19 protein-coding genes, 1 tRNA gene and 1 pseudogene are annotated in these 23,481 nt (G+C 42.5%); 13 read left to right on the top strand and 8 right to left on the bottom strand.

Annotation, left to right across the window (positions count from 1 at the left end; genetic code table 11):
* The first annotated feature begins 32 nt into the window (after positions 1–32).
* Both HQK80_00705 and HQK80_00700 read left to right on the top strand, forming a co-directional pair.
* Positions 33–2,546 (top strand): response regulator, encoded by a 2,514-nt coding sequence (locus tag HQK80_00705; protein ID MBF0220742.1) that lies wholly within the window; start codon positions 33–35, stop codon positions 2,544–2,546.
* 113 nt (positions 2,547–2,659) lie between these two features.
* Positions 2,660–4,033 carry an HDOD domain-containing protein gene (locus tag HQK80_00700; GenBank protein MBF0220741.1) on the top strand — a complete coding sequence of 458 codons (1,374 nt, stop codon included), beginning with the start codon at positions 2,660–2,662 and terminating at the stop codon, positions 4,031–4,033.
* 199 nt (positions 4,034–4,232) lie between these two features.
* Here HQK80_00700 and HQK80_00695 read toward each other — a convergent pair whose 3' ends face one another.
* Positions 4,233–4,883 (bottom strand): metal-dependent transcriptional regulator, encoded by a 651-nt coding sequence (locus HQK80_00695; GenBank protein ID MBF0220740.1) that lies wholly within the window; start codon positions 4,881–4,883, stop codon positions 4,233–4,235.
* A 63-nt stretch (positions 4,884–4,946) separates the two neighbouring features.
* Positions 4,947–6,959: a ferrous iron transporter B gene (locus HQK80_00690; protein MBF0220739.1), complete on the bottom strand. Its 2,013-nt coding sequence runs from the start codon at positions 6,957–6,959 to the stop codon at positions 4,947–4,949.
* A gap of 206 nt (positions 6,960–7,165) precedes the next feature.
* Here HQK80_00690 and HQK80_00685 point away from each other — a divergent pair, with 206 nt between their 5' ends.
* Positions 7,166–7,681 (top strand): metal-dependent transcriptional regulator, encoded by a 516-nt coding sequence (locus HQK80_00685; protein ID MBF0220738.1) that lies wholly within the window; start codon positions 7,166–7,168, stop codon positions 7,679–7,681.
* 86 nt (positions 7,682–7,767) lie between these two features.
* Here HQK80_00685 and HQK80_00680 read toward each other — a convergent pair whose 3' ends face one another.
* Positions 7,768–8,154 carry a response regulator gene (locus HQK80_00680; GenBank protein MBF0220737.1) on the bottom strand — a complete coding sequence of 129 codons (387 nt, stop codon included), beginning with the start codon at positions 8,152–8,154 and terminating at the stop codon, positions 7,768–7,770.
* Between the two features lie 249 nt (positions 8,155–8,403).
* Here HQK80_00680 and HQK80_00675 point away from each other — a divergent pair, with 249 nt between their 5' ends.
* The 9 genes from HQK80_00675 to HQK80_00635 all read left to right on the top strand — a co-directional run bounded on the left by HQK80_00675 (position 8,404) and on the right by HQK80_00635 (position 19,821).
* Positions 8,404–12,645, top strand: coding sequence for a response regulator (locus tag HQK80_00675; protein ID MBF0220736.1), 4,242 nt, complete (start codon positions 8,404–8,406; stop codon positions 12,643–12,645).
* A gap of 148 nt (positions 12,646–12,793) precedes the next feature.
* A complete protein-coding gene (locus HQK80_00670; GenBank protein MBF0220735.1) occupies positions 12,794–13,999 on the top strand; it encodes a response regulator in 1,206 nt (401 codons plus the stop codon).
* 93 nt (positions 14,000–14,092) lie between these two features.
* Entirely contained in the window at positions 14,093–14,377 is a 285-nt protein-coding gene (locus HQK80_00665; GenBank protein MBF0220734.1) for a hypothetical protein, read from the top strand.
* A 406-nt stretch (positions 14,378–14,783) separates the two neighbouring features.
* Complete coding sequence (locus HQK80_00660; protein ID MBF0220733.1) at positions 14,784–16,145, top strand: sigma 54-interacting transcriptional regulator; 1,362 nt, start codon at positions 14,784–14,786, stop codon at positions 16,143–16,145.
* 298 nt (positions 16,146–16,443) lie between these two features.
* Positions 16,444–16,692 carry a hypothetical protein gene (locus HQK80_00655; GenBank protein MBF0220732.1) on the top strand — a complete coding sequence of 83 codons (249 nt, stop codon included), beginning with the start codon at positions 16,444–16,446 and terminating at the stop codon, positions 16,690–16,692.
* 108 nt (positions 16,693–16,800) lie between these two features.
* The gene (locus HQK80_00650; GenBank protein MBF0220731.1) at positions 16,801–17,001 is read left to right on the top strand and encodes a hypothetical protein; all 201 of its coding nucleotides are present in this window, start codon (positions 16,801–16,803) and stop codon (positions 16,999–17,001) included.
* A gap of 185 nt (positions 17,002–17,186) precedes the next feature.
* A complete protein-coding gene (locus HQK80_00645; protein ID MBF0220730.1) occupies positions 17,187–18,044 on the top strand; it encodes a (d)CMP kinase in 858 nt (285 codons plus the stop codon).
* The gene (locus HQK80_00640) at positions 18,035–18,577 is read left to right on the top strand and encodes a phosphatase PAP2 family protein (protein ID MBF0220729.1); all 543 of its coding nucleotides are present in this window, start codon (positions 18,035–18,037) and stop codon (positions 18,575–18,577) included. The genes HQK80_00645 and HQK80_00640 overlap by 10 nt, the downstream gene beginning before the upstream one ends.
* 14 nt (positions 18,578–18,591) lie before the next feature.
* On the top strand, positions 18,592–19,821 hold the full coding sequence (locus tag HQK80_00635; GenBank protein MBF0220728.1) for a cation diffusion facilitator family transporter: 1,230 nt from the start codon (positions 18,592–18,594) through the stop codon (positions 19,819–19,821).
* 502 nt (positions 19,822–20,323) lie between these two features.
* Here HQK80_00635 and HQK80_00630 read toward each other — a convergent pair.
* Together HQK80_00630 and HQK80_00625 are read right to left on the bottom strand one after the other, a co-directional pair.
* Positions 20,324–20,886 (bottom strand): annotated as a pseudogene (locus HQK80_00630) (DUF3596 domain-containing protein).
* The gene (locus tag HQK80_00625) at positions 20,879–21,115 is read right to left on the bottom strand and encodes a hypothetical protein (GenBank protein MBF0220727.1); all 237 of its coding nucleotides are present in this window, start codon (positions 21,113–21,115) and stop codon (positions 20,879–20,881) included. Before HQK80_00625 ends, HQK80_00630 begins: the two are co-directional and overlap by 8 nt.
* A gap of 156 nt (positions 21,116–21,271) precedes the next feature.
* Here HQK80_00625 and HQK80_00620 point away from each other — a divergent pair, with 156 nt between their 5' ends.
* Positions 21,272–21,481 carry a helix-turn-helix transcriptional regulator gene (locus tag HQK80_00620; protein MBF0220726.1) on the top strand — a complete coding sequence of 70 codons (210 nt, stop codon included), beginning with the start codon at positions 21,272–21,274 and terminating at the stop codon, positions 21,479–21,481.
* 207 nt (positions 21,482–21,688) lie between these two features.
* Here HQK80_00620 and HQK80_00615 read toward each other — a convergent pair.
* The 3 genes from HQK80_00615 to HQK80_00605 form a co-directional block, all read right to left on the bottom strand.
* Positions 21,689–21,765: transfer RNA gene (locus tag HQK80_00615), tRNA-Arg, on the bottom strand.
* 164 nt (positions 21,766–21,929) lie between these two features.
* Positions 21,930–22,190, bottom strand: coding sequence for an AF1514 family protein (locus HQK80_00610; GenBank protein ID MBF0220725.1), 261 nt, complete (start codon positions 22,188–22,190; stop codon positions 21,930–21,932).
* A 34-nt stretch (positions 22,191–22,224) separates the two neighbouring features.
* Entirely contained in the window at positions 22,225–23,475 is a 1,251-nt protein-coding gene (locus HQK80_00605) for a mechanosensitive ion channel (protein MBF0220724.1), read from the bottom strand.
* Positions 23,476–23,481 lie beyond the last annotated feature (6 nt).

The raw sequence follows: 23,481 nt of genomic DNA, 5'->3' as shown, positions 1-23,481 counted from the left end.
CCTTTACCGATTAATTTATACAAAATTACCCTATGACATCCAACGAAAACAATACCAAAGAAATTATTCTGCTAGTTGATGATGACAGTGACTATTTGTATCTGGTCGGCAGGTATGTTTCGTCAGCGGGATATAATTTTTTGACAGCTGCGGATGGTTTAGAGGCGATTGAGCTGTTGAAAGCCAATCCTGTGGATATAGTCATCACTGACATGATGATGCCGAATGCAGACGGAATGGCGATTCTGGAGTATGTGAAAAATTGCTGCCGGCAAATAAAAGTACTCGTGATGACCGGGCATAGTGAACACCATTCTTATGTGGAAGTGATAACGGCTGGAGCCACAGACCTTATTGCAAAGCCGTTTACCCAGGATGAGCTGCTGGCGAGAATCACTCGGCTTATCAGAGAGAAAAATCTTTTGCAAAAGTATGATAAAGAAATCCAAAAGCGGCAGGTCATAGAAGATGAGCTTCGATCATATAAGGATAACCTTGAGTTGTTGGTGGAAAATAGAACCAAAGATCTTCTTGACTCAAATGAACAGTTGCATGCAGCAAGAGAAGCAGCGGAGGCAGCAAATATTGCTAAGAGCACCTTTCTGGCCAATATGAGCCACGAAATTAGAACTCCGTTAAACGGAGTTCTCGGTATGGCCGAGCTAGCTCTTGAGACAGAACTTGATATTAAACAAAAGGCAATAATCGAAACGATTCACTCAGAGGCCAATGCTTTGAATGAGTTGGTCTGTGACGTTTTGGATCTTGCCAAGATTGAGTCTGCCAAGTTAGAAGTTGAGCGCTTACCCTTTGATCTACGATATCTGTTCGACGATTTAACAAAGGTTTTTGCCTATAGATCACAGCAGAAGGGGCTTGAGCTGATTGCTCTTTTTGCACCAGACATCCCTCCCAAGGTTGTCGGAGATCCTACCCGTATACGACAGATCTTAGGTAATCTTGTTGGGAATGCCATAAAATTCACGCCCGAGGGTGGAGAGATAGTTATTCGTGTGATCCTAGAGTCTCAACAAGAGCATGAGATCAACTGCCTTTTTTCTGTAAAAGATACCGGTATTGGTATCCCCCAGGATAAGCAGGGGGCGATTTTTGAAAGTTTTACCCAGGCAGACAACTCCACTACCAGAAAGTATGGTGGAACTGGCTTGGGCACCGCTATCTCAAAACAGTTAACGGAACTACTGGGAGGTAAAATTGGCTTAACCAGTGAAGAGGGCAAGGGCAGTGAGTTTTGGTTTACGATTCCCTTTGCACAGCAGAAAGGCCAAGAAACTAATTGTTCCCCAGTGTTTGTTGATCTTGTGGGGCTTAACGTTCTAGTCGTTGATTCCAGCGACGCCACCAGGACCACATTGGTTCAATACCTGAAAAACTGGGGCTGTGTTTGTCATGAGGCTGGTAGTGGCGAAGAAGCCCTGGCAATGTTTGAAAATCAGAGTGGAGACAACTTGTTTGGTCTTGTAATAGCTGATCTCAAAATGAAGGGCATGAGCGGATTCGATCTGGCCACCAACTTGATGAACCTCAAACTGGCTTCTAGAGTGCCTTTTATTCTACTCACGCCCATTGGGATGCGAGGTGATGGTGAGAGATGTAAAAAGGCCGGTATCAATGGGTATCTACCCAAACCAGTATCCGCAAGAGAGTTAAACCAGGTAGCTGTGAGGGTCTTGGTAGTTGATTCAGCAGAACAATCGTCTCAATTAGTTACCCGGCATACCATTGCAGAAGTTCACGTTCGGGGCGGGGAAATTCTTCTGGTTGAAGATTACCCTGCTAATCAGCAGATTGCCATGGCCCACCTTAGCGGGGCTGGTTATTCAGTCGATCTTGCAGAAAACGGGCAGGAGGCAGTGAACTTGGCAAGTGAAAAGGATTACGATTTGATTCTGATGGATATGCAGATGCCTGTCATGAACGGCTATGATGCCTGCCGCGCAATTAGAAAGCTGGGCCCGAAAAATATGCGCATAGAAGATCTTGATTTGGATTCGGCCGTGTATATTCCAGAGCCTTCTGTACGAGTGCCAATTATTTCTATGACAGCTAACGCCATGAGTGGTGATCGCGAGAAATGCCTTGAGGCCGGTATGGATGATTACATCTCAAAACCCCTGCAGAAAAAACAGTTTCTGGCGATGGTGGAAAAATGGCTTTTAAAGGCTCCAGAATCTACGAAGAGCCTTCCTGTGCCTCACTCTGAAGTTGTTGCCGAAAAACCAGGCAATGATAAAAACCATATTTTTGTGGATGCTGATTTGGAGTCTTTAACTCTGTTATATCTGAAAGAGTTGATAGAAGATGTTGAAGAGATGCGCAAGGTGGCATCTGCCGGTGATTATGAGGCGCTGCAGTCGTCTGGTCATCGAGTAAAAGGTTCGGGTGGGGCATACGGAATGCGGTATATAACAGAACTTGGGGCAAAAATTGAAACCGCTGCAAAAGACCATGACCAAAAGGCTGCCGGCAAACTGTTAGAGAAACTAGGTGAGTATATTGCAAACGTTAAAATTCACTGCAAATGATGGTGTGTGGTATATTGAAGTTTGGCAACCTATAATCGGCAATAAGCAAACTGTGGGACTGTGAAAAATCTTCGGGTCGCAATCAAACATAAGTTAACACTTAAGAGAAGATTTTGGATAAGCCAAAAGTTTTAATTATTGAAGATGATACGAATATTCAGTTGTTATACAAGAGGATATTCCTGGAGGCCTGGTTCGAGGTGTATTTTGCCGATGATGGAAAGGCAGGCCTTGATCTCTATTTTTCCAAGGCGCCAGAGATAATAATTCTTGATATGATGATGCCAAATGTGTCCGGCTATATTGTCCTGAAGAATATTCGCCAGAAACGCAAAGACACCACAACCAAGATTTTTATCGCCTCGGGGGTGAAAGACAAGGCAGAAATTATAGCCTGTGCCCAGCTTGGGATTCAGGGCTATATCATGAAACCTTTTGTGGTTGAAGCGCTCCGGGATAAATTTGCTGCCTACAGTCCTCTGTCGAAAATGTCCCCCCCGGGAGAGAAGAAGTCTGCGCCGCATAATGCCCAATCTGATGATCAGCGACTTGCCAGGCAAAAGGCTCAGCTTGAAATTTCTAACAAAGGAACCTCATCAAGTAGAATACAAGATTTTTGTACTGCAATGCAATCAGGGGAGATGACTCCGAAGGAAGCCGGCCAGAAAATATTTGAGACAGCTAAGGCGGAAAAACTTGACCTGCCCTCAATGCCTGACATCATCTTTAAAATTCAGGAAACAATGGCGAATGAGCAGGCAACGTTTAAAGACCTTGGTAAGGTTATAGCACCGGATCAAAATATTTCATCCAAGTTGATTGCTCTCTCCAATTCTGCGCTGTTTTGCGGCGCTAACAAATGTTCTTCTGTTGATGATGCAATTTCCAGAGTTGGCATGCAAGAGGTTAAAGAGGTTGTCGTATTCCTGAGTAACCGAGCCATGCACGCCTTGACTGATTCCCGTTTTGAAGCGGACTTGCAGAGCCTGTCTTCACACTCAATAGCCTGCGGGGTTGCCAGTCGAATGGTCGCTGAACATCTGAAATATGATAACCCGTTTATTTGTTTTACTGCTGGGGTGATGCACGATCTGGGTAGACTGATTTTAATACGTATCTTTGCTCAGGTATACAAAGATGAAAAAGAGCTTGATATGACCTTGTTATCCGAGGTTGTCAGGAAACTGCATCCGTTTGTCGGTGCTATGTTTGTAAAAAATATGGGCTTTCCTGAAAAGTTTGAGCAAATTCTCTTAAAACATGAAAAGTACGATCAGGATTTTGACAGGGCTCCTAAGGAACTGACAGCCGTTGTAATGGGCAATTTACTTGCTAACACGCTTGACTATAAGTCTGTCTCTAATTCTGCAGAGGTCGATATTGAGCAGACCAAGGTGTACGGTCATACATCGATGACCCCGGCTCTCATTGAGAAAATCCATTCTGGTATTAAGCAGTATTTCGAAATGGTTGGGGTAGTTAAATAGTGGCCGTTAGACTTAGTTTAAGGTAAACGTAAAACAATACCTTATAGTCGTCTTTCCCGCATGTAGTCAACAGTGAAGCGATGTCTGGGAGGTAGCGAAGACTCCGAACCAGGTGTTTTTCTGGATCCCCGATAAAAACCTTTGGGGATGACAGCTTTTTGTACGAGGCTCATATGTGAAAATTAATGTTCAACCCTACTCAGTTCACCAACCGCCACACAAAAATATTTTTCACAATCTCTTCATCGATGGCAAGTTCGGTGTTTTCAAATTTGATGCAAAATGCCGGATTTTTTCGGTGAACAGTTACCACAACACCGGGATTGAGCCCAAAAGAGATAAGTTGGTGCAGATTGGAATGGCTGCCGGGTTTAATGTAGGTAATCTTGCCCTTTTCGCCTGGCGCCAGTTCCTTTAAACTGACAACCATATTATTAACCACCTTCACATCGTGATCACAGCACTTTCCCTTTGGAATCGGTTTTCCATCCGGACATATTTCAGGATGCCCCAGGAGAATACAGATCGATTCTTCAACCTCTGGCTGAAGACAATGCTCAACCTGACAGGCGATTTTTTCCATTTCAGAACTTTTCACCTTTAAAATACTGGTTACAAGAACTTCAGCCAAACGATGCCTGCGCATGATGCTCTGGGCGACCTCTTTGCCTTTACTTGAAAAAAGCACTTTGTCGGCATTTTTGACAATCATGCCCTCTTTTTCCAACTCGCTCAGATCTGCATCATTGAAATCAACCGCACATCGCTTGCTAATCGCCTCAACAGAAAAATTATTATTTTCACCTGCTGCCCATATAGCTTCAAGAATTTCTTCAAATTTCTCATCCATAATAAATGCTCCTGTAGTCCAGACTTTTTAGCAGCAATCGCTGTTAGCTACTATTTGCTGCTATCACGTAAATGTAATACCAAAAATGAGGCAGAAATGATTCACAATACTGCCCAGAATAATGGCGTAAGCTACTACTGCTACCATAATCGTTGAAGCAGCACGTCCGCCCCGCTCCTTGAATAATACAATAATGGCATTGATACAGGGAGCGATAAAAGTCATCACAAGAAGATTAACAACCAGCTGCAAATTTGTGTATGAACTTCTTAGATGCTGTAACTCAACAGCCCCAGACTCACGCCGTATCATTGTTTTTATGAAAACCTGAATACTTTGCTCCGGAAGCCCCATAACTTTACTGATTATCGGACCAAGAGTCTTTTCGAGCATCTCAAGCCCGCCTATTCTTTGAAAAATAAACACGGCAATAGAGGCATAAATAAAGACAGGCACCGCTTCTTTCATAAAGAAAAACGTCTTAAGAGCGGACATCTTAACCACGGCCTGTATTTTTGGAATGCGCATTGGTGGAATTTCCAACAACAATGGAGTCCGCCCACCTTGCATAACTTTATTGGCTAAAAACCCGGCAATGAAAATTTGTAGCAATATCAGACCAAAAACTGTGAAGCCAGCAGACGCCGGCATTTTATCGAGAATAATCAGCATGACAGCAATGAGGGGCGCACACGGCATACATAAAAAAAGTAAAAAGCAGGTAATATTTTTTTCTTTATCAGTATTGAGTACCCTTGTTGTTAACACGGCCATCGTCACACATGAAAAGCCCATCACCAAAGGAATCACCCCTTTGCCATTGAGGCCTATTAACTGAAAAACCCGATCCAGCAAAATTGATATGCGCGGCAGATATCCAGAGTCTTCTAAAAGACCAAAGGCAATGTAAAAACAAAAAATCACAGGTAAAACCAGTCCCAAAGCAAGGAAAACGCCCGTTGGCAATACACCAAAATCTGGATCAATAATCATATCTCGCAAAAATTCGTTAGGTATGTGCTGCACTAACGATGTTGTCCACGGGATAACTATCCCCTCAAAGATAACGCCATTTATAGTGTCCACTAAATAAGTTGCCCCAAAAGAGCCTACAAACAAATACATCGTGGCCAGAACAGCCAGGGCAATTGGTATTCCTGTTGAAGTTTTAGTGCACCAATCGCCAAACTTGAGGATAAAGGGATTCTTTGTCTTAGGCTCAACATCCTGAACAATAGCAGTAATCCTGGCAGCCTCTTTATGGTATAGGTTGCCAAGCACAATTTCGATAGAAGCTGATACCTCTTGTCGGTATTGACCGGCCAACTGCTGCAGCTGCGCCAGCATACCTGCCCCAAAGTTATCTTTGATGTACTGCTCGCAACCCAGATCACCAGACAATAGCAACAATCCAAGGGCCCTTGATGAAAGTTGCGTTGGGGCTAGCAACTTATGTACGAGTTCAAGATATTGTTCAATTTCGTCTGAATATTGCGTGATTTTTTTGGGTGGACAGCTTTTAGCCAGGCCAGCAATAAGCTCATTAACACCAATCCCTTCCCGGGCAATAGTCGTGCAGACTTCCAGGCCAAGTTCTTCAGAAAGCTTCTGGTAATCAATTTCAATACCGCGCGATGCGGCTTCATCGATCATATTCACAACAAAAAGCATCGGCAGACCATATTCCACGTATTGCAGCGCAATGGCAATGGACCGTTTCAAATTCTTGGCATCAGCAACCAGAATAATTCCTTTTTCACCATCATGAAGCTTGGGCGACAAAAGAATATCTCTAGATGCCCTTTCATCTTCATTGGAAGAGAAAATAGAATGAATACCAGGAGTATCGAAAACCTTGCCGCCCGTCGATTTAATCCGACCGCTTTTCACCGAAACAGTAATACCCGGGATATTTACGCTGGCCGTTTTCGCTCCACGGATTCTGGCAAAAAGAGTTGATTTTCCAACGTTCATATTCCCAACGATGACATAATTCAACTGTGCCGAATCGCTTTCAACTGGACCTAAATCAACAGGAGCACACTCACAGGAATGACACTTATCACATTTTTTCATAGGGACTAATCATATAGAGATTACTGAATTGTTGGGAACTCATAAGGTTATGAACAACGACAATGTTAGTGACGACTAACTTAGTAATAACTTATGGATAATTATTTGTACATCAAAAACTAGCTTGGTTTGACTTATTTTGTTTAGAGTGCTACATTAAATTGTAAAAAGTCGCACTCTACTCACTAACATTCAAGGAAGTTACAATGCCCAAAGATTGGCAGCTCTCAGAAAACTTAGAGGATTACCTTGAGGTTATACTTGAACTTGAGAAATCAAATAAGGTTGCCAGAGCAAAAGACATTGCGGAGAGAATTGGGGTGCAGAGTGCATCGGTTACGGGGGCTCTGAAAACTCTGGACAAGAAAGGTTTGATTAATTACGAGCCATACAGCTTTGTTACGTTAACCAGCAAAGGTGCAAAAATTGCCAAACAGATCACGCGGAACCACAATGTTCTTGAAAATTTCTTAATCAATGTTCTGCAAATTGATCACAAAACTGCTAACGAAACTGCCTGCCGAATGGAACACGCAATTACCGAAGAGGCGACAGAACGTCTGGTTGCCTTTATTGATTTTATCTATAACTGCCCGAAGGCTGGTGAGGGTTGGATACAGTCTTTCATTGTTGACTGCGCTAAAGATGAGCGTGATTGGCAAAAATGCACAACCTGCATTGAAACATGCAATAAAAACCACCTGGGAACAACTGAAAAATAACGTTCACAGAGTGTGGATGGGAAAAGCACCAAAAGCACAAAGCGTATGACAACTCCACGGCACAAAAAAGAAGGTCTGTATTGTTGTCATGGCGCCTTTTCCGGGAAAAGAATATTGATCTTTTCCTCAAGAGAATCATGAGTGAAGGGCTTTATGATGTACTGACTCACTTTAGCCTGAGCAGCTTCAACTATGTGGCTTTGAGTCCCTTCTGCCGTGAGCATTATGAACGGAGTTTCTTTGTAGGAAGGCAAGGCTCGAATGGCTTTTAATAGCTGAAGCCCATTCATCCGTGGCATATTTAAATCGGAAATTATTAAATCAAAGATAGGGTTGACGTCAATAATAGCCAAAGCGGTATCGCCGTCGGGAGCTTCATGGATAAAGCTATGGCCCATCTTATTAAGGCTATACTTGATAACCCGTCGAGTTGCCCTATCATCATCAACAACCAGTACTCTTAAACTTTTCACACTCTCTTCCCCTTCATCGTTTCATTTTTTTATATTATGGTCGCTTTTATAAAATGTACATATAGTAGCCTACAATGGTTTTCGAAACTTTGTACAATAAATAATTGAAAACTCTTCCGTTCCTTTTCTCCTTCTACATACGGCCCTTATCATCAGACAACTTACATTTGACTGGCGAACAAGTTGTGATACCATAAGGTTGTATCATTATTTATTTCAAAAAAATTCAAGCCACCCAAAGAACAGTTCATGACCATACGACAAAAACTTCTAGGCCTGATAACCCTTTCAGCCCTTATCACCTTCTCGATGTTTGCCGGGACCTGGTGGGAGTATACCCAGCAGGAAAATGATCATCTTGTTATCAATCTTGCTGGACGACAGCGGATGCTAACCCAGAAATTAGCCAAAGAAACACTGACGTTTATTTTTGCTTCCGTAAAAGATGAAGAGGGTAAAAAACAGATCAGGCAAACCATGGCGGTTTTTGATCAAACCCTCATAGCACTTAAAGATTCAGGCGATGCACCGTTAGGCATTGAACTCAACAATACGCAATACAGATATTGTCCCCCAGCTACTGGTGAGGCACTGGCTCAACTTGAAAAAGTCGCTGATCTTTGGCACGTATTTTACCAAAGAATTGAGTTAGTGCTCCAATCTCCAGAAACAGCCGCCCCAAATATACAGTGGCTTATGGAAAACAACTTAATCCTTCTCAAGGAGATGGATCTCGCTGTAACGCTTTTGCAAAAATACTCAGAGTCTAAAACCAAACTGCTTCACCTGATCCAAGTTGGAGGAGTTATTGCCCAAGGAGTTTTTTTCATATTTGCCTTCATTGTAGTTATTAACGTAACACACAAGCTAAACAAGGAGATACGCGACCACTTAGAGTCCAAAGATCGGATCAAAAATATAAATCAGCGGCTTATTTCTACTGCATCTGAATTAAAAGAACTAATGAAACTGACCCTAGATGATGGCGATCTCTCCGCAAGATTTCAAAACGCCTCGTTACAACACTGTTGGGAAGCCATGCAGTGCGATGAAAAAAACTGCCCATCGTACGACCATCTCGCCAATCTCAGATGCTGGGAAATTGAAGGGCCTCTTTGCCATGGGGAGGTTCAGGGCAAATATGGTCAGAAAAAGGAAAAATGCCCCGACTGCCCGGTTTTCCAACATGCTTGCGCCGACCCTGTCATAGAACTTGGTGAAACATTTAACTTAATGATGTCGGCTCTGGAAAAACAGCACAAAGCACTTAGGCAAAAGAAACAAAGCATGGCTAGCATTCTTCATGCCACTAATGTCGGCACATGGGAGTGGAATGTAGAGACCGGAGAGACTTCTTTCAACGAACGCTGGGCAGAAATTATCGGCCATACGCTCTCAGAACTTTCGCCCTCATCGTATGAAACATGGGCTAGGTTTACGCATCCTGATGATCTTAAGGTGTCTGAGCAGTTACTGCAAAATCACTTCACCGGAAGCTCAGATTATTACGAAACTGAAATACGCATGCAGCACAAGAGTGGCAAATGGGTTTGGGTCCTGGCCAGTGGTAAAGTTAGCAAATGGGGGAAAAATGGCCAGCCGCTTCTGATGTCAGGAATTCATCAAGAGATATCGAAACGAAAAGAGTTGGAATTTCGTAATTATGAGCTGAGCAAACTGCAGAAGAAACTCTTTGCTCCCGGCGACTTAAACAGCAAATTAAAAGAGATAACAGAGGTATTAATTCCAATGGTTAATGCCGATTTTGTTCGTATTTATTTAACTGACACAGGTGACAGATGCGATGTCTGCCCTCACTCAAAGGGCACAAAAGCGTGCGAAGACCATGACAAATGTTTGCACCTTGTCGCAAGTTCAGGGCGCTACACGCATATTGATGGCGAACATGCAAGAATACCATTCGGTTGTTATAATATCGGCCTTATCGCTGCCGGCAAAGAGGATAGTTTTTTAACCAACGGGGCGGCAACAGATCCGCGTGTGCACAATAATCAGTGGGCAAAGGAAATCGGCCTGGTTTCTGTTGCAGGCTATCAACTTCGAGACACCAATAACAACACCATCGGTTTTTTGGCTATTTTTTCACAGTTCCCAATAGATCCTCAACTGGATCTATTTCTTAAAAACGTCGCTCATAGTACATCCCAGGTTATTATTAACAAAAGGACAGAGATAGAGCTGATCCAAATAAACGAACACCTGGAAGAGCAAACAACAATTGCCAAGGATATGGCCAACGAGGCAATACTAGCCAATGCTGCTAAGAGTAACTTCCTGGCCAACATGAGCCATGAAATCCGCACGCCAATGAACGGTATCATTGGCATGACCAATATTCTTCTCGAAACGAACTTAACCACCAGTCAAATAAAATACGCATCAATAATAAAAAAATCCGCTGACTCTCTTATGTCGATCATAAATGACATCCTTGATTTATCCAAGATTGAGGCGGGTAAAATGGAATTAGATATTATCAATTTTGACCTGCGTACTATCTTGGATGACATCACAAATATTCTTTCCCTGCGGGCCCATGAAAAGGGAGTTGAGTTTTTGTGCATTCTAAGCCCGAAAGTCCCACCACTTCTTAAAGGTGACCCTGGCAGGATCAAACAAATTATCACCAATTTAGCCGGTAATGCCTTGAAATTCACCGACCATGGAGAGATTGTCTTAACAGTCGATCTATTGAGTGCTGACAAAGAGACAGTTCTTCTCCAAATTTCGGTAAAAGATACGGGTATTGGTATTCCGCTTGAGAGGCAATCAGATCTTTTCAATCCATTTGCCCAGGCAGATACTTCAATTACCAGAAAGTATGGTGGAACCGGCCTGGGACTGTCAATTTCAAAACAAATTGCCGAACTTATGGGTGGGTCAATCGGTTTTGAAAGCGAAGAGGGGAAAGGTTCCACTTTCTCATTCACAGTAAAATTTAAAAAACAAAAGAAATCATCAATTCCTGCAACTACCGCTGAAGATTTTTCTGACCAGCGCATCCTGGTCGCAGACAGCAATGCCACAAACCGAGAGTATGTAACTACCCTGCTGGCTGGTTGGAACTGCCCCAATGAAGAGGCAAGTTCAGGCCAGGAATGTCTTGACAAACTAAGCCGAGCAGCAAAGGCCGGAAAACCATTTACCGTTACTATAATGGACAAACAATTTCCAGATCTTGAAATTGAAACTCTGACTCAACATATCAAAGAAAACCCTGAAACTGCGGCTACGCTTTTGGTAATATTGACTTTCATCGGAGAACGCGGTGATGCCAATCATTTTGAAAAAGCCGGATATGCCGCGTATCTGACAAAACCCGTCAATGAATCGATTTTGCATAAATGCTTACTTACTGTCACCAGAAAAGAAGGGCCTGAATCCGAAAACATCCAAACCCGTCACTCCATCGCTGATCTGATCCGACGAGATGTAAATATACTTTTGGTGGAGGACAATGATGTAAACCAGCAGGTTGCTCTGGCTATTTTGAGCAATTACGGGTTTCGAGCCGAGATCGCAAATAACGGTCAAGAAGCAGTCGAAATGTTTGAGAATGGATCATATCACATTATATTGATGGACTGCCAGATGCCCATAATGGATGGCTATGAAGCAACAAGCTTAATCAGAGAAATTGAGCAGAAGCGATGTCAATCAACAACTGATAGAATTCCGATTGTTGCCATGACCGCCCATGCCATAGATGGCGACCGGGAAAAATGTACACTCTCTGGCATGGACGATTACTTAACCAAACCAATTGATTCCCAAAAACTGGCATCCACAATAGATCAATGGGTCAAGAAGACAATGCATATAACTCAACCGACACAAACACAGTTACCTAGTAAACCGACAACAGTAACCAAAAAAGTCTTTGACAAAAACAGTTTCGAACGCAACCCAGGTTTCAATAATTCCATTGTCAAAAAACTGCTTAACGTAGCAATTAGGACAATGCCAGACCAACTTGCACAGCTTAAAGGCGCCGTGGCATTAGGCGATGCCGACAAGGTAAAGCTACATGCCCACAGCATTAAGGGTGCTGCTGCCCATCTACGAGCCGATCTTTTACAATCCGCAGCCTTTAAGCTCGAAAAAACAGGGGCGACCGGCGACCTAACCACTGCCCAGGGAGAGTTCGACCTAGTTCAACAAGAACTAACAACTCTACTCGCTGTTCTTCAAGAAACCGCAGGTGCACTTGAGACTTCAGATGATATCGCAAATCATGCCGCCGATCCAAAACTAGAAATTTTTGACCTTACACCACTTCTTCAAGACCTGGATCAAGCCCTTACCCAAAACAACCTCGTTGATGATGAACTGTGGGATTCAATAGTCAGATCCCTTGCAGGTAATCATCAACACGATATCGAAAGCATAAGACAACAAATTGACAATTTTGATTACGAAAAAGCCCTAAAGAGCCTAGCACACCTGAAAGATCTGCTGGGCACTGCATAGTAAATGGACGAGTTGTTCGCTTTTAGATTCTTACACTTTTGGTCTGAGAAATCATCTCTTAGATTTACAAAATATAGAAACGACAAAGCAAAAACAACCAATCAAGAATCTTATACCCTTGTGGTGATAGCTTTTAACCGAGGTAATTATGGAAAACGAGAGTTCCCTACCCACCATACTGATTGTCGATGATGTCCCTGCCAACATCCAGTTTCTCGCCGTTCAACTAAAAAGTCGCTATCAGATTAAAATTGCCACCAGCGGCGAAAAAGGACTTCACATTGCTGAGTCCAAGAACCCACCTGACCTTATTCTGCTGGACATCATGATGCCTGAGATGGATGGCTATGAAGTTTGTAAAAGACTTAAAGGCAACCCGAAAACCAAAAATATTCCTGTTTTTTTTGTAACTGCGATGGGCGAAGTTGAGGATGAAACCAAAGGGCTTGAACTTGGCGCTGTGGATTACATCACAAAACCCGTTACCCCGGCAATCATAAATGCCAGAATCAAGGCTCACCTGGAACTAAAAAAATACCGCGATCATCTAGAGCAATTAGTTGACGAACGAACTGTCGATCTTGCTGATGCCAATATCAAACTTAGGAAGGAGATCGAAGAACGTATCCGGCTTGAGAAACAGGAAAAGATTATCTTACAAGACAAGTTTTCCAACCTGGAGCAATTGGCCGTAGGACTTGCCCATGAAGTTAATCAGCCACTAACGTACATTAACACCGTGATCCAAGTAGCTATTGATTCGATAAAAAACGACAAGATTAATCCCGAAAAAATGCTCGTAAAGTTCACTAAAGCCGCGGCTCAAGTCGCCAGAATCATCGAACTCACCAACCACCTGCGTGCGTTAAGATGGCCCAGTGAGATGCAGCATGAACAAGTTGACCTGTCAGCTGTCATTAATGATTCGATGAATGTCATGAATGAGCCGCTAAAACAACACGCTATCAATCTTAACAGCCAAATCCCTGATGATTTGCCGCCAATTTACGGAAACCACCATAAACTTGAACAAATTTTCATTAATTTAACCACCAATGCTATCGCTGCACTACAGGAACAAAACGAGAAAGAGATCACAGTCGCGGTAGTACATGAGAAAGATCAGGTGACGATCCGTTTTTCCGATAATGGCTGTGGCATGGTTCCTGAAGTTCAGGATAAAATGTTTGAGGCCTTTTTCACTACAAAGGATCGCGGTCAAGGGGCCGGAATAGGTATGTGCATAGTGCTCGATATTGTATCGGAACATCACGGAACGATATCCTGTGATTCAATACCTGGCCGGGGAACAGCATTTTCAATTACTCTGCCATTAAACAGATTAGAGCCATGAATATAATCTCTTTTCAAAATGATACAATAAAATCAGTTCAGATATATCCCAAACTCAAGAACTGATTAAACTCCCATACAAAAAGGATACTCAATGAGCATTGACGATATTCAAGAAGATATCCCTTCCGGCTTTAAACACTGTACTCTATGCACAAAAAGCTGGCCTTATCGCAAAGATCTGCTTGAAGATGATGGAATTCGCATTATCGGTTACCAACCGAGTTTTAAAAATTTTGCTAAAGGCTATATCTTTTTCCTTTGTTCCTGTGAGACAACACTTGGCTTACGAATTAGAGATTTTGATGATCTCTACGATGGACCTCGCTATAAGGATACTGCCTGTTCCGGTGTTACGGCGTTTCCAAAAACATCTTGAATCTGGCCCTGTCAATCTCTGCCGATCACATCTTTACCGCTAAATGAAATATAGTTTGGGGCTGAGATTACCATTCAGATCTCTCAAAACCTGGTATTTTTTTCACGTGCTTTTTTTTGTGATTCTATAAATTTTGAATTCTTCCAGACAAACAGTTGAGGATATCTTGACTTTTGGGTCTGTAAAATTAATTCCAAACATCTCAACTCTTAAATAATATCAGCCTAGTTGATATTTGCCATCTAGGTAGCTTTTGCGATTTCAATTTTGTATAGAATCGGTTTTGTGATACCATTTTCGTATTGATAACTTTTAGTTGTCCGTATCAATTTGATTCGTACTAGAGCTGGCACTAAAACTCTCCATGAACACATGAAGTACCCTGAAATTTTCCAATTAATAAATTATGACAAGAAACCAGGACATATGGCGGGACAGTATTGTCGAGTCTATTGCGGATGGGGTTTTCACAATTGATAAAGACTTTACTATTACCTTCTTTAATCAGGCAGCTGAAAAGATAACCGGCATTGCCAAAGAGAAGGCAGTGGGGCAAAAATGCTTTGATGTGTTGCGTGCCAATATTTGTCAGACCGCATGTATACTGAAGGAAACCATGCTGAGCGGTAAAGAGAAGACCAACCAGGAAATCAATATTTTGACCCGTAAGGGTGTGTCGATTCCGGTCAGTGTCAGTGCCTCGGTTGTTCGCAATAAACAGGGGGAAATCATCGGTGGGGTCGAAACTATCAGGGATCTTTCTGAAATCGAAATTCTTCGCAAAGAGGTGCTCAGCAAATATACCTTTGATGATATTGTCAGCAAAAACCATATAATACAAGATATCCTGGCGGTTCTGCCTGACATTGCAACCAGCGGCAACCCTGTGCTGATTGAGGGGCCAAGTGGCACTGGCAAGGAACTTTTTGCCAAGGCAATCCATAACCTGAGCAACCGTAAAGGGAAGTTTATCGGTGTCAATTGTGCCGCGTTACCTGATAGTTTGCTTGAATCTGAGTTTTTCGGTTACAAAAAAGGTGCTTTTACAGAGGCCAAGAAGGATAAACCAGGACGTTTTGCTCTTGCTGAAGGCGGCACCATGCTGCTTGATGAGATAGGGGATATATCTGCTGCCCTCCAAGCGAAACTGCTGCGGGTTCTTGAGGAAAAAGAGTACGATCCGCTGGGCGCGACTTCCAGCATCAGAAGCGATGTGCGGATTATTGCCACCACCAACAAATCCCTTGTCGAACTTAAATCTAGTGGACTATTCCGTGAGGACCTTTTTTTTCGACTAAATGTTGTGCGGATTTATTTACCACCATTATCAGAAAGGCGCGAGGATATCCCGCTCCTGATTAACCACTTCATCAAAAAATTCAACGCCATCAAGGGAAAAAATATTAACAGGCTCTCACGGAAAGCACTTGAGTTGATGATTCGATACGATTTCCCGGGAAATGTTCGTGAACTGGCGAATTTCATCGAATATGCTTTTATGCTTTGTCATAACAGGGTTATAGACAGTATCCACCTGCCCAACGAATTGCGTTACGTGAAGAGCGACTCCCATAAAAATGATCTTACGCAGGGTTTTTCTGCGCCTGAACTAGAGGAGAAAGAGATCATTCTGCAGGCACTCCAAAATAATAATGGCAGCCGTATTCAGACCTCCGCTTTTCTAGGAATTGACAAATCAACATTATGGCGCAAAATGCAACGTCTCGGAATTGAGTATCCCACCCATATTCTTCCTCGCCGCACTTAACAGGGGGTGCATGTTGCGATTAATTGCAACATGCACCGTTGTCGTTTCCAAAGAGTATTAAGGTGCCCGCCCTTCTTGCCCCAGAGCATCCGTTAAACCAACACACTTCCTGTAGCAATGCAATCTTCTGCAATTAGTTGCAATCTTATCTTTGATCATATCACTCTTGCATTATTCTGATAACTACACCCAAAGGCCTCTGCCCCCCATGTTGCCTTGCTGTTAGGGGTAACCCAGAAATTTCTACCCTATGGCATATCCTTTGCTCTTCAATATAGTTACAAAAGGAGGTAACGCTATGAAAAGTGAAATATTGAAACTGATTAGCAGCAATCTCGGAAAAATCATCAAAGAGGGTATTGACTCTGCTGGCAAGGGTAGCTTAGATCGCAAAAAAATAGCGGAGACAATTGTTGATTTTGTTACAGACAGTATATCTAAGAAGAAAGGTGGAAATCTGGCTGGAAGTAGCCTGGAACAAGAGCGTGGCCAGGGATACAGTCAGGGAAAAGGGCGAAATGAAGGTAGTTGTGAAATTAGTCAGTAATTACACCGAAAAAAAGGTGCCGAGAGTGAGCACTGTGGATCGGCATTAATCCCGGAAGGCAAATAGTGTATTCGGGGCGCTAAATACTACTGACGAGGAGGTGATACTATGAGAGGCCAAGGTCGTAATCAAATGAGAGGTGGTGGAAAGCACAACGGACAAGGCAGAGGAAAAGGATGCGGGCAAGAGCAAGGCGGCGGAAAAGGAAAATGCCAGCAACTCCGCAAACGTGATGGGTCCCAGGAAGGTTGTCGCGCGAAAGAGCAATCTGCCCAAGAAGTGCCAGTTGAGAAGAAAACTGTATCATGAACTGTGATCAAACCAAGAGGAGATGGGCATATGCCGGAATGGAAAGGGTGACCAGTCTGTTCCGGCATTATGATTATTTCAGCATCGATTGGAGTAGAATACTATTGAAGGATATCTGGTAATTACTTCCTGATTTGTGATTTGATAAAGAAACGGAAGAAAGTTAACTTCAGAGGGAGATGATTATGAGCAACTTAATCAAATCAGTGCTGGGTACAACCGCAGGAAAGGGTGGATTGGCGGGCATAGCGATTTCTGTGGGGACGTTTTTTGTTAAGAATATACTGCGCAAAAAAGGGGTTAGTACCAATATTAAATTTATCATTGAATCCATCCTCTATAACAAAACTGAAAACAGACCGCTGCCGGAGGATGTGATCCAGCAGGCACAAGCCATAGAGAAACTCTTTGATGACAAGCATGTTATGCCTGACCGGATAGCTATAGATGGTACGCCTGGTTGCGGTAAATCAACCCTGGCCAAGGCCCTTGGCCAGAAACTGAATATGAAGGTTATCTGTCTGGATCATCAAGACATGGATGTGACGATTTCTTTTGTGAAGGCACCCGTGATTTATGAACACCATCGTCTGTTGCGCACCCAGAATATCGATTGCTTTGACGCTATTATCTACATTGACCAACCCGTAGAAATGTCCATGAAAAATATTTTGAAGCGGGAACGAGGCGCCTATCTGGTTGACATAATGAATTTTGATCTGCTTAAACGGATCGGGCAAAAGGCTTTTTCACTTGCTGATGGGGAAGAGATTTCCATTACTGACAGTTTTGCCAGGGTGAAGATTCGGCCGGGCAATGGCTATAATGTTATGGGGAAATTATCTGCTGAACTGAGGGAGAAAGGCATGAGTGGAGTTAAATTTGACGCCTACAACAAAGAACAAAAGATTTTCCTGTGTGAGGAAGGGGAGCCTAGAAAAGGATTCGCCGCCTATGTGAACCCACATGCCTATGAGCAAGAACTCCTTGCGGCGGTTATTGAAGGGGTGGGCGGTAGCAAGAAGAAAAAGTCATGGGACTGATTTCGATAGTTGATACATTTGACAGGAAAGTGTCCAAGTCGCTGGAATCTTTTTTTAATAAGTCCTGGCTAATTACCTACGTGAGATTGGTCAGTTTCAGTGCTTCGGGTATTTTCTGTTTCCCAGCCTATGGAGCTATATTAATAATAGCAAACCAGCATGCCCCCATGGTCAGTGCTCTCATTGTGGGTGAATGTATTCAACTGCCGATTATTATAGTTTTAAGAAATCTCATAAAAAGACCCAGGCCCAATGCCGTTGAAAAGGATACGTATTATTCAGAGTGGAACAAATACTCGTTTCCCTCCCTACACACATCCCGAGCCTTTATGATTGGTCTAACTGCTTCCTCATTTTCAAGCTGGTCATTACCTTTTTTGCTAACAGCAGCCTTAGTTATCGCTGTTAGCCGTATCGTGCTTCAGAAACACTACCTGTCAGATATTATCTGTGGTGCAATAATTGGCATCTTTAGCTCTGAGGTTGCTTTATCCTTTTTCCCGCATGGGTTTAGTAGCTTCATCTTACTATAAGAAAGGAGAAAAAAATGAATCAAGAAACATTAACCCCTGAACAAAGAGAATTCCGGCGCAAATGGGTTGTGTTATTTTCAGCCCTTGAATCGCTGGTTGAGACTGGTATTAAAATTACTGCCGCTATATTGACGGGTAGTGCAGGCCTGCTCGCTGATTCAATTCATTCCGCTACAGATGTTGCCGGTTCGCTTATGGTCTGGGTTGGAGTGCGGCTGGCTCCGCATAAATTCAAACGTTTTCCTTTAGGATTCTACAAGATTGAAAATTTAATGGCCTTAGCCATTGGCTTTGCCATCCTGTTCGGGGCGTATGAGATTCTACAGGTCTTTATTGCCGGAAAAAACATCCTGCCCCAAAATATCCCGATCGGCATTACCGCAGTATTAGTTAGCATGACTCTAGATTTTTTCTGGGGCCGTTTTGAGGCAAAATCGGGCAGGCTGATCAATTCGCCAGGCATCGAGGCCAGTGGTAATCATACGGTGTCAGATGTTTATTCTTCCGCTGTCGTACTCGTTGGTTTAATCGGATCACTCTTTGGCTTTAATTTTGACCGTTGGGCAGCCCTGTTTGTGGCGTTGATAATAGTCAAGATGGGGGCCACTATCATCTGGGATAATCTCAAAGTCCTTCTGGATATTTCACTGGATGCTAAAAAAATAGAATCATATACCGATCTGCTTTTGAGGCACCCCGGTGTTACCCTGGTGAAGTCTATCTCTGGTCGCAATGCCGGAAGCTTCAGGTTTTTATATCTTGACCTCGGGGTAAAAGCCTATGAACTCGAACAGGCAAACGAGATTGTGAGTAGCGTACGGATGGCGCTCAAGGAAAACGATCCCGCCATAGATATGATTTTTGTCCAGAATGCCTATGAGTTGCCCCCTGTCGTGACTATTATTATTCCTTCTGAGAACGACGGCAGGCAAGTATCAGCGCATTTTGGTAAAGCAAGTTATCTGACGATGCTCAAATATAATCGGCAGACAGGGCAGTATACAGATCTTAGCACTGAGCCAAACCCTTTCCACCAGGAAGAGAAGCAGCGAGGTATCCAACTGGCTCGCTATATCTCTAACAAAGGGGGCGACTCGGTTTGTTGTCGAGAGGATTTGCAAGGCAAGGGCCCGGGGCTACTATTGCATCAATTAGGCATTGATCTAAGGCACACCCAGAGTGACGATATGCAGCAATTGCTCAGCGACTATTTTGGCAACAGTGTTGCTCTTTTGGCCAAATAAGGTTGATGCTTTCGCTTTATCATCAATAAGGAAATCAGAGAGAACCAGACTGATTTTTTATTCGCCTAATGATCATAATTTCTATCTCCATAACGGGGATTTTCATATTTTGTTTCAGCTATGGAATGATAAAACGGTTCGATGAGGGGAAGTGTCTGCCACCAGGCATAAGAAAATAACACTCATGTGAATTTAAACATCTATTCCCGAAAATAAATGAATTTATTCGGCTTGAATGAATGTAAATTATCAAAATACAGTATGATATAAAACAGATTTATATGAGCTAGACAATCAGAGGCGAGTAAAGATATGCTTTTCAGCACTTCACACCCTTCAGAGTCAACAATTTCCATAAGCAGTTTGTCTGGAATAATTGAAACTTAGCAAAATAAGCTGTCAACTCAGTCATAATTTTCACAGTTACATGCCTTTAACCATTATTGCCGTATTTGCAGGGTTCATTGCGAATCCTCCGTTTTAATTTGGTTATATTTTCATTCTAAAAATTTTGTTTAATAAGGTATGGCGATGAAAAATTGAACCTATTAGCGGCTTCATTGAGAATCATCCTAAGTGGGTTCATGATATGATTGGTACTTGAGGCAGAGAGATTTCCGCCCTTCCTACCCGTTAAACCGCCAATGAAGCCCTGAATTCCATGATTTCACTTTTTGTGATCGCACAGACCTCCTTCTTGCCAAATTTAGGGAGTAAATATTTATCTAAAATCCCCTGGTTAGTTTTGTAGTGAGTTTCACGCCATTCAATTTTCATTTCAGCCATCCACTGAGCGGCAAAATCTTTAAAAAAAGGTGTTTTCAGCTGAGACGTGAAGGAAATACTGTTTTCGATTTTTTTCGCATTCGAACTATTGGGAAAATACTTCGCGTAATCAAACATCCCAAGAGTGATCTCTGCCTCAATGGTCTCCATTACTTTTTGAAGCCGCTTTTTATTTGCCGGTGTATTTGTCAATGCACTGTACTCACGACAACGAATACCTTTATATTTAAAATCAAAGAAAAGTTTGTTGTTTTCCAAACGAGTTCTAATTTTACCCATTACAAAGCCCTCCATTAGCCATAGGAATACCCACCGCATTTTCGCGAGAATATTTTTCAATATCCTCCTCGATCTTCTCCCAAAGATAAAGAATCTTTCTGCCACCAAAAGGCCTTATATAATGGACCCCCTCAAGAAGAACGGTGTCTTTCATACGGTTTCTAATCGTTCTTGAATCGTATTTTATTTTTTGGGACAGTTCTTCTGTTGTTAAAAATGTTTGTGACATAATTTACCTCCTCTAGTAATATTGATTAAACAACACACAAAAAAATCCACCTTAGATCTTTTTGGTCTTCTGTAGATCAGATTACACCATTTTAGATCAATGGCAACATTTTTTTGATCCACAGTAGATTATTTTATACCAATTGGAGGTCAGATTGTGATTAAGTGTCATTTGTCGCGGTTACTTGGGGAAGAGAAAAAGAAAATATCTGATGTGTCGAGAGACACAGGGATTAATCGTGGAACAATCACCCGGCTATATCACGAAACTGCTTCGCGCATCGATCTAGAAGCTGTTGATAAACTCTGCAGTTATTTAGGCTGCAAGGTAGGAGATCTTTTCGAATATATAGATGACCCAGCATAATAACTCATCAGGTCTCTCAGCCAAAAAGTATACACAGCTTGGCCAACGACCATGGATGAATATTTAAAATATTGGCTAATGGTCATTTTTTATTCAAATTTCAGATCAATAATTACGATGGATTTTGACTTTGGCTCAGATAGGGCCCAATTTGGGCCCAAACGCAAAAAAGGGTTTCAGCTAAAACGCTGAAACCCTTACTATGACTGGTGCGCCCGGCAAGATTCGAACTTGCTACCCTCGGATTCGTAGTCCGATACTCTATCCAGATGAGCTACGGGCGCATATGAGAGCAAACTTTATAACGCAATTTCACGTATTGAGCAACAAGTATATCGTCAAGTATATCGTCAGCCCCCATTGTACTGGGCATCTTTAATTTTTATCAGACAATATCTTCGAGACCTTTGTAAACAGATGAATGATATGACCAAGAGGACTGCAAAAATTAGCTAAAAATGAACACGTAGTCTCCGTCATTGATAGTTATTTTTAGGCGACCGCCATGGTTTTTGCCGTAAACTTCCCAACCAGGAGTGTCTCCTAACTTTCCTTTCAAGCAACACGGAGAACAGGCATTCGCGGTTCTGTTATATCTTGAGACAACAATGCTCTCAGGATTATCAGCTTCCGCAATGACCTGCCCAATTTTCTGGGCAACTTCCTGCCCGACCTCTTGCCCAGATATATTGATAATAATTTCCTTCATTGTAGCATTATCACAATTTCAAAATGCATCGTTTTCAGTGACCCCGGCCTAACGCCTGGATATCTGCCCCGGATGGTTCCTGGAAAACTCGTAAACCAAACTCCGGAACAACAGCTAAAATGTGGTCAAAGATATCTGCCTGGATACTTTCATAATTGGCCCAAACCTGATCATTACTAAACACATAAATCTCGATAGGCAGTCCCTTTGAGGTCGGTGCCAAATGCCTGACAAGAAAGGTCATATTGTCGTGAATTTTAGGGTGGTTCTGTAGATATGCTTTGACATAGGCTCGAAACACCCCAATATTTGTCTGGCTTCTGCCATTAAGGACCTCTGAATTAGCGGTCAGTCCAAGTTTTTGATTATGCTCAGCAATCTCTTTATTTTTGGCCTCAATATACGCTGTGATGAGACTAAATTTTGAAAACTTTTCAAGCATCGCTTCTGTACAAAAGCATACCGAATTCATATCAATATGAATTGACCGTTTAATCCGCCGACCGCCAGACTCACTCATACCCCGCCAATTCTTAAACGAATTAGCAACGAGCGCATAGGTTGGAATTGTTGTAATTGTCTTATCCCAATTCTTGACCTTAACCGTATGAATTGATACATCTATCACATCACCATCAGCCTTATACTCGGGCATTTCAATCCAGTCGCCCACCCGAACCATATTATTTCCGGAAAGCTGCAAACTGGCGACAAAACCTAAGATTGTGTCCTTAAAGATTAAAAGCAGTACAGCTGTCAACCCACCAAGAACACTAAAAATACCCCATGGAGATTTATCTGTGAGAACTGCTACAACAAAAATTGCCGCAAATATGTAAACGATTATCTTTATAACACTCAAATATCCTGCTATGGGCTTGTCACGTGATATTGGTTTTGTTTGGTAAATATCCCGAACCACAAGAAGCAGGGTGTCCAAACATTTTGCCCCTCCCAAAACGAGAAGAGTCATTGCCAAGCGCTTAACAATTTTATTGAGCACAGGCTGATCAACAAAGAAAACATCTGAAGCCGCATAAATGATAATTATCGGCACTAAACGACTGAGGTGTACGAAGAACTTTCGCTCGACAAAAAAGTCATCCCACTTAAAACTTGAACGAATAATAGCTCTCTCCAGTACAGGGACGAATAACCGGCGGGAAAACCAGAGCAGCAAAAAAGCTGCGATGATGATTATAACTATAGACAGACACGTTAGGGTAAGATTGACAATCGACTCTGGCCAGCCTTGCTTATTTAATATATTAGCAATTGTGCTCACGATTTA

The sequence above is a fragment of the Desulfobulbaceae bacterium genome, assembly GCA_015231515.1.
GTDB lineage: Bacteria > Desulfobacterota > Desulfobulbia > Desulfobulbales > VMSU01 > JADGBM01.
Note: the sequence above shows the minus strand (reverse complement) of the source record. Positions and strands in the feature narration are given on the sequence as shown.